This is a genomic window from Pseudomonas sp. PA-7-1E (genome assembly GCF_021605325.1).
GTDB classification, from domain to species: domain Bacteria; phylum Pseudomonadota; class Gammaproteobacteria; order Pseudomonadales; family Pseudomonadaceae; genus Aquipseudomonas; species Aquipseudomonas fluorescens_BV.
On sequence record NZ_WKFA01000063.1, the window covers coordinates 19,577 to 32,953 of the forward strand.

The following is a 13,377-nucleotide window of genomic DNA, read 5'->3' on the forward strand; positions in this document are numbered from 1 at the left end:
TCACATCCTTCAGGCTGCCCGGTGAGCAATAAATGCCCTGCTTTCATGAACCAACGTACTTCTTCAAAAAATCTTCCAAAAAAAACCGCCCTTTCGGGCGGTTCAAAAAACTCGGCCGTGATCAAAAACCGAGGGAGAAACTCACGGTCACTGCGTGGTCCTTGTCGTTACGCGAGAGTTGGCCCGAATAGCCCAGGCCCAGTCTGCCGTTCTGGCTGATCTGGTAATCCAGCCCCGCTTCCACCACTGCACTGTCCTTGGCAATCGGCACGCCTTGGGTGCTGAACGAGCCACCGCCATTGATAAAGCTCAGGTCGGCGTCGGGCTTGGTATCACCGAAGGCATGGCGCCAGCCGATGCTGCCCCGTGGGGTGATTTTCGAGCCGTTGCCCAGGGTGATGGTCTGGCCAATGCGCACGCCCAGGGTCGAGTAGGTGATGTCCTGGTCGGCATCGCCACGCAGGGCTGCCGAACCGCCTTTTTCCTTGATGGTGTCGCTGTCGTAGTTGACGTAGGCCAGGCCGGCGAACGGTTCCAGGGCCACGCTAGGGGTTTGGATGGTGTAGCCGACTTCACCGAACACCTGCGCACTGCGTGCCTTGTAATCGGCTTTGAGGCGTTGGCCCTCGCCACCGACGGCCACGTTGCGTTTGCTTTCGACGTCATGCCAGCTGTACGCCACGCCCATGCGTGCGGCGAAGGCTTCCTGCTGGTAGGCGGTGTAGGCCATCAGGTGGTAGCTGTCCACATCGGCGCTGGAATTGCGGCGCTTGGCGTCCAGGTCGCTACGGGTGTAGCCGGCGGCCACACCGACGCGCCAGGCGTCGTCCACTTGCTTGTCGGTGCCGAGCAGGAAGCCGCTGAGGTTGCGGTCCAGCTTGGCGCTGTTGCTGTCACCGCCCATATGGCCCCAGGTGCCGAGCACGCGCATCCAGCCGACCATCTCACCGTGACAACCGGCGCTGCTCAGGTGGTTTTCGCTGGGTGCCAGGGCATTGCGCGGGTCGTCCTCGCGGTAGCAACCGGGTTGGCGCAGGCGCTCGTTGACCGCATCACGCACGTAACGCGAGTCTTCAAGCATGGCGCTGGCGGTGCTGGCGTGGATTTCGCCGGACAAGCTGTCGAAGGCCGCGCGTGCCGCTGCCACATCACCATTAAGCAGGGCGTTTTGCACCGCTGCGCCACCGACTCCGGTGCCTGTGCCCAACGCCGCCGCCACGCCGCGCTGGTTACCAGTGGCCGCCACACTGGCGTAACTGACGTCGTTGCGGCTGACCGCCAGGGCCACTTGGGTTGGGCTGTAGTTCAACGCGGAAGTGAGGAACGCCAAGTTCTCCAGATTGGTGGTGGCAAAGGTACCGTTGACTGCGCCCGCCGTCAGCAGGGTGTAGGTGGTGGCGCCGGCATAGGGTGTCAGGTTGACCACATTCAAGGTGCCGCCCAGGTTGGCGGTGCCGCCCACGGCCAGGGAGCCGGTGGTGGATGGGGTGATCACCAGGTTCAGCGCACCGGTACTGGCGTTGGTAAAGTTGCCGGCCACGGTCAGCTTGCCGCTGTCGGGTGTCACCGAGCCGTTGTTGACCAGCGAACCGACACTGCCGTTACCAGTCAGCCCCGCACCGTTGGCCACGGTGACTTGGCCGCCGAGCACGGCGCCTGGGTTGGCCGCGTTGCCCACTTGCAACACGCCCTCTTCCACCGCCACGGTGCCGCTGAACGGCTGGTTGCCGGTCAGCAACAGCGCGCCTGCGCCTTGCTTGATCAGCGCACCGGTGCCGCTCAAGGTGCCGCTGAATTGGCCATTGGTGCGTTGGGTAAACAACAACCGCGCGTTGTTGAGGATCCTGCCACGCAGGCTGGTGGTGGTGCCCGCCAGCGTACCGCCACTGACGGTAGTGCCGCCGGTGTAGGTATTCGCGCCAGTCAGCAGCAAGGTACCGGCATCCAGTTTGTTGATGCCGCCGGTCCCCACCAGCGGAGCATCAATCTGAGCGGTCACGCCGGAATTGACCCGCACTGGCGCCAGGCTGCCATCCGCCGCATTGGTCGGGCTCAAGCTGCCGCCTTCGCCGGCCGTCAGCACGTAGCCGGCGTCCAGCACTTGCAGGCCGGTGAAGCCTTGGTTGCCAACCACGGTCACGGTGCCGCCCTGCCCGCCAAATACCGCGAACTGGTTGGTGGACGCCTGCCCCTGGGTGCCGGTCGGGTCAGTCCAGTTGGTGCCCGGGCCCCAGGTACCACTGCCACCGGTAATGGTGCCATCGGGGTTGGTGGTGCCGCCGTTCCAGAACTGGATTTGCCCTGGCGCGGTTTGCACCACCAGGTTGAGCTGGTTGGCCAGCGCCGTTTGCAGGCTCAGGTTGCCCAGGGCCACCGGCAAGGTGCCAAAGGTGAGGCCGTTATCGGTCAAGCTGCCGCCGTAGCGGAACAGTTGGTACACGCCGACGCCGAAGCCGCCGGTATCGCTGACGTTGAGAGTGCCGTCCAGGGTCAGGTTGCCCGCCACGTTCACCGCCGTACTGGAAGCACCCGGTGCGCCGAGGGCGAAGTCCAGGGTGGTGCCCGATGACAAGGCCAGCGAACCCACCGACAGCGGCGTCGCGGCGCCGGCCTGGAGCACCGAGCCGTCTGCCATGTTCACCGCACCGCCCAGAGTCCCGCTGCCGCCGAGGGTCGCGCCGCTGGCGACTTGCACTGCGGCGCTGTTCAAGGTGCCGTTGACCAGCAGGCTGCCGGTGTTGACGTTGGTAGTACCGGTAAAGGTGTTGTTGCCAGTCAGCAGCAACGCTCCGGTGCCGGTTTTGTTCAGTACACCAGCGCCGGTAAGGTTGCCGGTGTAGGTGCCGTCAATGGCTTGCTCAAAGGTCAACGCCGCGTTGTTGGCGATAGCGCCTTGCAGGCTGGTGGCGTTGCCCGTGGTGCTGCCGCCGTTGAGCGTGGTGCCGCCGCTGTAGGTGTTGGCAGCGGTCAGCAACAAGGCGCCGTTGCCATTTTTCACCAGGCTGCCGCTGCCGCTGACCACGCCGTTGAGGGCCAGGTCGTGGCTGCCGGCCAGGGTCAGCGGGCCACCGAGGTTGAGGGCATTGGCCAGTTGCAGGTCGGTGCCGCCATCCAGTTGCGCCGCGCCGCCCACCGTCAAGGCACCACTGCCCAGGGCAGCATTATTGCCAAGGATCAATTGACCGGCGTTCAGGCCAGTGCCGCCGCTGTAGCTGTTGACGCCATTGAGCGTCAGCGCTGCCGCACCGTTTTTCACCAGGCCGCCGCTGCCGCTGATGCCACCATTGAGGGTCAGCGCGTTGCTGCCACCCACCGTCAACGCACCGCTGAGCACGGCCGCATTGGCCAGGCTGACCGCCGCGTTGCTGTCCAGGGTGGTGCCACCGGCCGCCGTCAGGGCGCCTGTGCCCAGGGCACTGTTATTGCCCACCACCAGGGTGCCGCCGTTCAGCGCGGTACCGCCGGTGTAGCCATTGCTGCCGTTGAGTACCAGGGTGCCGCTGTCGAGCTTGGCCAGGGTGCCGGCGCCGTTGAGGGTCACGCCCAGGGTCGCGGTGGCGTTCGGGTCGACGCGCACCGCGGTGTTGCCGGTGCCGCCATTGACCAGGTTGAGCACGCCCGCCGTGCCGGCGCCCAGGGTGTAGCCGTCGGTGACGAACTGCATGCCGGTGATGTTCTGCGTGCCGTCCACCGTCACGTTGCCTGCCGCGCCTTGGAACACCGCGAAGCTGTTGACCCAGCTTTGGTTGAGGGTGCCGTCGACATTGGTCCAGTTGGTATCACCAACGCTCCAAGAGCCGTTGCCGCCGTCGATGGCACGGTTGCCGATCAATTGATTACCATCCCAGAACTGCACGGTGGTGTTGGGCGCGGTCACCAGCAGGTTGACCTTGTTGGTGATCGCGGTCTGCACTTGCAGGTCGCCCGGCACCACGCTGCCTGGCAGTGTGCCAAGAGCCAGGCCGTTATCGGTCAAGGCTCCGGTGTAGTTGATGAGGTTATAGACGCCGCTGCCAAAGCCGCCGATATCGGTGACATTGAGGTTGCCGTCCAGGGTCAGATTGCCGCCGACATTCAGCAGGCCTGTGCCGCCACCCAGCACCGGAGTGCCGAGACCGACATCCAGGTTCGAGTTGCCGCCCAGTACCAACGAGCCCACCGACAGCGTGCTGCCGGAGGCCAGGCCGATGTGCCCACCGTCGGCCACGGTCACCGCGCCGGCCAATGAACCGCTGCCGGCCAGGGTTGCGCCGCTGTTCACCGCCACCGTGCCGCTGGCCAGGGAACCTGTGACATTCAAGGTACCGCCGTTGACGTTGGCCGCGCCGCTGAGGGCATTGGTGCCGCTCAGGTTGAGCACCCCGCTGCCGTTTTTATCCAGGTTGCCGGCACCGTTGAGCGCGCCGCCAAAGCTGTTATCGAGGTTGCTGCCTCCCACCGCCAGCGTAGCGCCGCCCGCCACCTGCACCGTACCGGTGCCAGCCAGGCTGTTGAGGTTGGCATTGCCACCCAGGTTGAGGCTCGCGCCGCTGCCGACAGTGACGCCGGAGGTGGTGCCCAGCGCACCATTACCCGCCGTGGTCACGCTGCCGGCCGCCACGGTCAGTGGGCCGCTGAAGCTGTTGTTGCCAGTCAGCAGCAGGTCCGCCGCGCCATTCTTGATCAGCGCTGCATTGCCAGCGAGTACGCCGGCCAGGGTCAGGTTGTTGCTGCCAGCGACGCTGAGGTCGCCATTGAGGTTGACCCCATTGGCCAGCACCAGCGGCGTGCTATTGGCCAGGGTCGCCGCACCGCCGACGGTCAGCGCGCCCGCGCCCAGGGCCGTGGTGCTGCCGAGGGTCAGCGTACCGGCATTGAGTGCCGTGCCGCCGCTGTAGGTATTGGCGCCGTTCAGAGTCAGGTTGGCGCCACCGGCCTTGGTCAACGAACCACTGCCGTCCACCACGCCGTTGAGGCTCAGGTCGTTGCTGCCGCCGACGGTGAGCGCGGCATTCAGGCTGGTGTTATTGGCCAGGGCCAACGCCGTGTTGGTGTCCAGGGTGGCTGCCCCATTGACCGCCAAGGCACCGCTGCCCAGGGCCGACGCATTGCCCAGGGTCAGGGAGCCGGCATTCAACTGCGTGCCGCCCAAGTAGGCATTGGCGCCGTTGAGCGTGAGGTCGCCCGCGCCGGTTTTGGTCAGACCACCGGTACCGCTGACCAGGCCGTTCAGGCTCAGGTCGGCGGTGCCTAGAATGCCCAGGTTGCCGGCCAGATTGACCGTATTGGCCAGGGCGACCGCCGTGCTGCTGTCGAGGGTGGTGGCGGCAGCCGCGTTCAGGGCGCCACTGCCCAGGGCCGTGTTGGAGGCCAGGATCAGGCCGCCTGCGTTGAGTGCGGTTGGGCCGGCATAGGTGTTGTTGCCACTGAGGGTCAGGTTGGCGATGCCATTTTTGATCAGGCTGCCCGTGCCCGCCACGGTGCCGGCCAGGGTCAGGGCATTGCTGCCGCCGACGGTCAACGTACCGTTGACGTCCACATTGTTGGCCAGGTTGACCACAGCGTTGCTGTCCAAAGTGGTGCCATTGGCGGTGGTCAATACGCCGCTGCCCAGGGCACTGTCATTGCCGACCACCAGCGTGCCGCCATTGAGTGCGGTGCCGCCGGTGTAGCTATTGGCGCCGTTGAGCACCAGGGTGCCGGTGTCGAGCTTGGCCAGGGTGCCACCGCCGTTGAGCGCGACGCCCAGGGTGGCGGTGACGCCAGGATCGACACGCACAGCGGTGTTGCCACCGGTGCCATTGAAGAGGGTCAAGGCCCCCGCCGTGCCGCCCGCCAGGTTGTAGCCATCCGTGACGAACTGCAACCCAGTGATTGCTTGCGCGCCGTCAACCGTGACAGTGCCCGCCGTGCCTTGGAACACGGCAAAGCTGTTCGGGGTCCAGGCTGTATTGAATGCGCCGTTGACGCCGGTCCATTGGCTGGCGCCTGCACTCCAGGTGCCGCTGCCGCCTTCGATGGTGCCATTGCCCGTGGTTTGGCTGCCGTCCCAGAACTGCACGTTGGTGCTGCCGTTGACCAGCAGGTTGACCTGGTTACCGATAGCGGTTTGCAGGTCCAGGCCGCTGGCCGGGATGTTCACCGGCAGGCTGCCCAGCAGCAGGCCGTTGTTGGTCAGGCCGCCGGTGTAGTCGATCAGGCGGTAGATACCCGCACCGAAGCCGCCGATATCCGTGACGTTGAGGGTGCCGTCCAGAGTCAGGTTGCCGTTGACCTGCACCAGCGCGGTGCCGCCCGTGGCGGGCGCGCCGAGGCCCGCATCCAGGTTGGAGTTGGCATTGAGCAGCAGCGAACCGGTGGTCAGGGTCGCGCCGGAATTGACGGCCAGGTGGCCGCCGTCGGCGATGCTCACATTACCCAGCAAGGTGCCGGTACCGCCGAGGGTGGCGCCACTGCCCACCGCCACATTGGCGCTGGCCAGTGAGCCATTGACGAGCAAGCTGCCGGCGTTGACCTGGGCATCGCCGGTCACCACGCTGAGGCCACCGAGGGTCAAGGCGCCTGTGCCGTCTTTGGTCAGGTTGCCGAGGCCTGCCACGACGCCGTCGAAAGTGCTGTCGAGGTTATTGTTGCCGACGCTCAAGGTGCTGCCGGCCCCTACGGTTGCAAGCCCGGTACCCGTGAGGGCGCCCAGGCTGGCGCTGCCGCCCAGGTTCAAGGACGTACCGCTCGCCAGGTTGACCCCGGCGCCGACACCCAGTGCCCCATTGCCCAGCGTGGTGAGGCTGCCCGATTGCACATCGAACAGGCCGCTGAAGGTGTTAGTACCGGTGAGGCTCACATCCGCCGTGCCGGTTTTGACCAGGCTACCGCTGCCGGCCAGCACGCCGGCCAGGGTCAGGTTATTGTTGAGACCGCCCACGGTCAGCCCAGCGTTGAGGTTGACCGCATTGGCCAATACCAGCGGTGTGCTGTTGGCCAGCGTGGCCGCGCCGTTTACGTTCAAGGCGCCGGTACCCAGGGCCGCTGCCGTGCCCAGGGTCAGCGTGCCGGCGTTGAGGGTGGTGCCGCCCTGGAAGGTGTTGACGCCATTGAGGGTCAGGTTGGCCGCGCCGTCTTTGCTCAGGCCAGCCGTGCCGGTGACCAGGCCACCCAGGGTCAGGTCATTGCTGCCGGTGACGGCGAGGTTGGCGTCAATCACGACGCCATTGCCCACACTCAGCGCTGCCGTGTTATCCAGGGTCGCCGCGCCGCCAACGGTGAGGTTGCCCAGACCAAGGGCGGTGGCGCTGCCCAAGGTCAGCGTACCGGCGTTCAGGGTGGTGCCACCCAGGTAGGCGTTGGCGCCGCTGAGGATCAGATTGGCCGCGCCCTCCTTGGTCAGGCTGCCCGCACCGTTGATTGCGCCGCCGAGCGTCAGGTCAGCGGTGCCGCCGATGCCCAGGTTGCCAGCCAGATTGATCGCGTTGGAGGTGGTAACCGCCGTGCTGGCGTCCAATGTTGTGCCGCCGGCGGCGTTCAACACGCCCGCGCCCAGCGCCGTATTGCTGGCCAGGATCAGCCCGCCTGCGTTCAAGGCCACAGGGCCCAGGAAGGTATTGGTGCCGCCGAGTGTCAGGTCTGCCGTGCCGTTCTTCACCAGACCACCGATGCCACTGATGGCGCCATTGAGCGCCAATGCGTTGCTGCCGCCGACCGTCAGGCTGCCGCTGAGTACCGCATTATTGCCCAGGGTTACGGAGGCGTTGCTGTCCAGTGTGGTGCCCGCCGCAGCAGTCAGGGCGCCAGTACCCAGCGCGGTGTTGCTGCCGACCACCAAGGTACCGCCATTGAGCAAGGTGCCACCGGTGTAGCTGTTGGCGCCATTGAGCACCAGCGTGCCGGTATCGAGTTTGTTCAGAACGCCCGCGCCGGTGATATCGACGCCGAGGGTGGCAGTCGCCAGTGGGTCGACACGTACGGCGAAGTTGCCGCTGCCGGTGCTCAACTGCCCACCGGTGCCATTGACCAGGCTGTAGCCATCGGTGACGAATTGCAGACCGGTGATGGTTTGTACGCCATTCACGCTGACAGTCCCCGCAGCACCTTGGAACACCGCAAAGCCACCGCCCCAGGTCTGGTTGGAAATGCCGTCGGCCGAGGTCCAGTTGGTGCCCCCCGCTGTCCAGGTGCCGTTGCCACCGTCGACAGTGCCGTTGGCAAGGGTGTTGCTGCCGTCCCAGAAACGAATATTCGGCGCCGCTACCACCAGGTTGACCTGGCTGCCCACTGAGGTCTGTACCAGCAGATCACCCAGGCCATAACCCAGCGGCACCGTGTTGACGTTCAATGCGCCGGTCAAGCCGCCGGTGTAGTTGATCAAGCGATACACGCCGGCGCCAAAGCCACCGGCATCGCTCACATTGAGGTCGCCGGCCAGATTCACGTTGCCACCGACATTCATCAGCGAGGTCAGCGACGGTGCGCCAAGCGCCACATCCAGACTGGCCCCGGCACTCATGTTCAGGCCGCCAGCCGACAAGGTCGTGCCACTGCCCAGCGCCAGGTGCCCGCCGTTGTTGATATTCGCCGTACCCAATAGCGAGCCACTGCCGGTGAGGGTGCCGCCGGTATTCACGTTGACCGACGCGCTGCCCAGGGAACCATCGACATCCAGAGTGCCCGCGTTGATCGCCGTGTTACCGGTGATGCCATTGATTCCGTTGAGCGTGAGCGTGCCGGTACCCACCTTGATCAAGCTGCCCGCGCCGCTGAGGTCACCGTCAAAAGTACTGCTGGTGTTCACGCCACCCACGGTGAGTTCCAAACCGCCGCCGACTGCCACGCCACCCGCACCGCTGAGGCCGGCCAGGCTGGAATCGACGCCCAGGTTCAGCGCAGCGCCAGCGCTGACATCAACGCCGGAGGTGCTGCCCAATGCACCGGCGCTGCCGGTGGTGACGCTGCCGGAGACAATATTCAATGGCCCGGTAAACGTGTTGTTGCCGCTCAAGGTCAGGTCAGCCAAGCCATTTTTGATCAGCGCACTGGCGCCGCTGAGCACGCCGCTGAGATTCAGGTCATTGTTGCCCGCGAGCGTCAGGTCGCCATTCAAGGCAATCCCGTTGCCCAGGGTAAGGGCCGCACTGTTATCCAGGGTTGCCGCACCGCCGACCGTCAAGGGGCCCGCGCCCAATGCGCCTGCCGTGCCCAAGGTCAACGTACCGGCGTTGAGGCTGGTGCCACCGGTGAACGTGTTGGTGCCGTCAAGGGTCAGGTTGGCCAGGCCATCCTTGATCAGCGCCCCCGCGCCGCTGACCACACCGCCCAGGGTCAGCCCATTGGTGCCGCCGACGATCAGCCCGGCGTTGAGGACAATGCCATTGCCCAGTGCCACCGCTGAGTTGCTGTCCAGGGTTGCGGCGCCGCCGACGGTCAAGTTGCCCAGGCCAAGCGCCGTATTGCTGCCGACGGTCAGGCTGCCCGCATTCAGAGTAGTGCCGCCCAGGAAATTATTGCTGCCGCTGAGTGTCAGGCCGGCCGCGCCGCCTTTGGTCAGGCTGCCTGCACCGTTGACCGTGCCGCCCAGGGTCAGGTTGGCGCTGCCACCGATTCCAAGGTTACCGGCCAGGTTGATCGCGTTGGCCAGCGTCGTACTGGTACTGGCGTCCAGGGTCGTGCCCCCGGCTGCATTCAACGTACCCGCGCCCAAGGCACCACTGGCGCCAACTACCAGCTTGCCGCTGTTCAGCGCTGTGTTGCCCAGGTAAGTGTTCGCTTGATTGAGGATCAGATCCGCCGGGCCGTTCTTGATCAACCCACCAAGGCCCGCCACCACACCGCCAAGGGTCAGCGCGTTGCTGCCGCCGAGGGTCAGGTTACCGCCCAGGTTGAGGTTATTGCCCAGGCTCACTGCTGCACTGGCATCCAACGTGGTACCCGCCGAGGCGTTCAACACACTGGCGCCGAGCGCAGTATTGGAGCCAACCACCAGCGAACCGGCGTTGAGGGCCGTGGCGCCGGTGTAAGTATTGTTGCCCGTAAGCGCCAGGCTCGATACGCCCTCCTTGATCAACCCGGAACCACCGCTGACAACCCCGCCAAGGGTCAGCGGGTTCACGCCGTCTACGGTCAGATTGGCGTTCAAGGCGATTGCATTGCTGGTGGTCAAGGCTGCATTGCTCTGCAACGTACTCGCCCCCGCAACGGTCAAGGCACCGGTACCTAGCGCTGCGGCATTGCCCAATGTAAGCGTGCCGGCGTTCAAGGTGGTACCACCCTGGAAGGTGTTGGCCCCGCTGAGGATCAACTCGCCGGTACCCGCTTTGCTCACACCCGCGGCGCCCGAGATCACACCATTCAGGGTCAGCCCGGTCGAGGCGCCCTGTACCGTTAAACCACCGGTACCCAGGGTCATCAGGTTGGTCAGGGTCAGGCCGTTGCCGGTGGCCTCGATAGCACCGCCGTTAGACGTGAGCACACCGCTGCCAAATGTCGCGTTGTTATTGAATTGCGCGACACCGCCATTGAGCGTAGTGCTGCCGCTGACCAACGGCCCCTGCAACGTCCAGGTGCCACTGTTGATGGCCAGGTTGTTGAAGTTGACATAGTTGGCGCTTGAAGCCGTGCCGGTGCCTGTACTGCCACCACCGACGCCCGTCGTGTTTTCAAGGATCAGCGAGTTGCTGCCGCCTGCGCCGCCGTCCACCTGGCCGGTGGGCGCAAACGTCAGGTTCACGCCGATCAGGCCGCCCAGGCTTACGCCGATACCGCCACCGTTGGTCACTTGCGAGCCCGTGACTGCCGTAAAGGTGTTGGTACTGGCGGCCCCCATCGACACGCCGCCAGAGATAGTGCCGGTGTTGCGGAACGTGTTTCCCGTAGCAGAGCTCTCGAACGCCACGCGCCCGGTCAGGGCGCCGTTGTTGGTCATATTGACCTGCCCGCCACCCTGCACGGCTACCACCGGGGTATCGGACGTGAACAGCGACAGGCCGAGCAAGGAGGAAGAACCAATGACGCCGTTGTTGACGATCGTGGTGGTGCCGCCTGCGCCGTTGGTGGCGTTCAGGGCCATGCCATCCAACGAGGCCAGGTTCAGCCCCAGCAACGCGCCAGTACCGCGCATGATGCCGGTGGCACTGTTGGTGATGTTCAACACGCTGGCTGCCGTGTTGCCGATCACCACACCACCGCTCAACACTGAAACCAATCCGAGGAGTGCCGGGTCAATGGTGCCGGAGTTGTTCAACGTGGCGTTGTTGCCGGTCAGGGTCAGTGCTTTGCCGCCCAGTGTTGCGTTGAGTTGCGCCCCGGCATTGACGTTGACCGTCAGGTTATTGACCGCGCTGCTGAAAGTGTTGAGGAACAATGGCAATGACGGCACGCCCGTACAGGTCACCGTCGCGCCGGCCGCAGGACTTGCCGGGCTGCAGGCGGCAAACACATCCGGGCTCGCCAGCCCCATCACCAGCCCGGCCACTCCCAGGCGGATCGCAAGAGAAAGCGCAGAAATACGAGGTAAAGCGGCAGTCGCAAGTCTTCTATCCACGTTCTACTCCTTGTGGTCCAAGCCTTTCATCCGTGACTGCGTGCACGCCTTGCTTCACCGATCCACACGCATCGAATTCGAAACACCTGACCGTGGTGACTACTGATCCAGTTTTTCGAAACGTTAGTAGACCTGCGCGAAAGCCATTGAATTAAATGGTATTAATACTTTCGTAAAATCGGCGTAAGAATGGGATGAGAGCCAACATCCATTGACTGTCGCGACAAAAATACAAGTTTCAAAATGTGAAAAAGCGCTCTAATAGCGCTCTATTTCCCCTGCTGTGGAATATTTTTGTGGCCAGAGATTGCTCCCGCTCGGGTGCGCAGCGCCCGCAGTTTTTTGGGGCCGCTTCGCAGCCCAGCGGGAGCAAGCTCCCTCGCCACAATGGCCCCCCGAGTTGATCTACGTAAACGATGGAGTTCGTGATGCCCCATGAAGGCAACCTGTTACAAGCAGCCGTGGTGTTCCTGTTCGCCGCCGTGCTGGCCGTGCCCCTGGCCAAGCGCCTGCAATTGGGCGCGGTGCTGGGCTATCTGTTTGCCGGTGTGATCATCGGCCCGTCGGTTCTCGGCCTGATCGGCAACCCGCAAAGCGTGGCGCAGTTCTCTGAACTGGGCGTGGTGCTGTTGCTGTTCATCATCGGCCTGGAGCTGTCGCCCAAACGCTTGTGGGTGATGCGCAAGGCGGTGTTCGGCGTCGGTCTGGCCCAGGTCCTGCTCACCGGTGTGGTGATGGGCGCGGTCGCGCTATGGCTGTTTGGCCAGTCGTGGAACAGCGCCGTCGTGCTGGGCCTGGGCCTGGCGCTGTCGTCTACGGCGTTTGGCCTGCAAAGCCTGGCCGAACGCAAGGAGCTCAACCAACCCCACGGGCGCCTGGCCTTTGCCATCCTGTTGTTCCAGGACATCGCCGCCATCCCGCTGATCGCCATGGTGCCGTTGCTGGCCGGCAGCGATCATCCGACCACCGAAGCCCAGGGCCTGCAACATGTGTTGCAGATCCTCGGCAGCATCGCGGTGGTGATCATCGGCGGGCGCTACCTGTTGCGCCCGGTGTTTCGCATTGTGGCCAAGACCGGCCTGCGCGAAGTGTCCACCGCCACCGCGCTGCTGGTGGTGATCGGCACCGCCTGGCTGATGGAGTTGGTGGGCGTGTCCATGGCCCTGGGGGCCTTCCTCGCCGGCCTGCTGCTGGCGGATTCGGAATACCGCCACGAACTGGAATCCCAGATCGAGCCATTCAAGGGCCTGCTGCTGGGGCTGTTTTTCATTAGCGTGGGCATGGGCGCCAACCTCAGTTTGCTGCTCAGCACGCCACTGGTGGTGATCGGCCTGACCCTGCTGCTGATCGGCTTGAAGCTGCCGCTGCTGTACGCCGTCGGGCGGATGGTGGGCGACCTCAATCGCGAAAGTGCCCTGCGCCTGGGCGTGGTGCTGGCGGCGGGGGGTGAGTTCGCCTTCGTGGTGTTCAAGATCGGTCGCGACCAGGGCCTGTTCGAACCGCAGCTGTACGACGTGCTGGTGCTCACCATCACCCTGTCCATGGCCGTGACTCCGCTGCTGTTGCTGGTGTGTCCGAAGCTGTTCAAACCCAAGGCCAAGCCGGTGGAAGTGCCCGAGGAATACCGCGCCATCGAAAGCGATGCGCCTCGCGTGGTCATCGCCGGCATGGGCCGGATGGGCCAGATCGTGGCGCGAATCCTGCGCGCGCAGAACATCTCGTTCATCGCCCTCGACACCTCGGTGGAAACCATCGAGCTGACCCGCAGTTTCGGCGGCATGCCGGTGTTCTACGGCGACCCCCAACGCCCGGAAATCCTCCACGCCGCCAAAGTCGACCAAGCGGAATTCTTCGTGATCGCCATGGAC

Annotated in this window: 2 protein-coding genes; one reads left to right on the forward strand and one right to left on the reverse strand. The window is 64.7% G+C overall.

Annotation, left to right across the window (positions count from 1 at the left end; all coding sequences use genetic code 11):
* Positions 1-121 precede the first annotated feature (121 nt).
* Positions 122-11,509: an autotransporter-associated beta strand repeat-containing protein gene (locus GIW79_RS25580; protein ID WP_236477436.1), complete on the reverse strand. Its 11,388-nt coding sequence runs from the start codon at positions 11,507-11,509 to the stop codon at positions 122-124.
* A gap of 428 nt (positions 11,510-11,937) precedes the next feature.
* On the opposite strand from GIW79_RS25580, the gene GIW79_RS25585 reads away from it, so the two are divergent.
* A partial coding sequence (locus GIW79_RS25585) for a monovalent cation:proton antiporter-2 (CPA2) family protein (protein WP_236477437.1) occupies positions 11,938-13,377 on the forward strand: 1,440 nt, incomplete at its 3' end.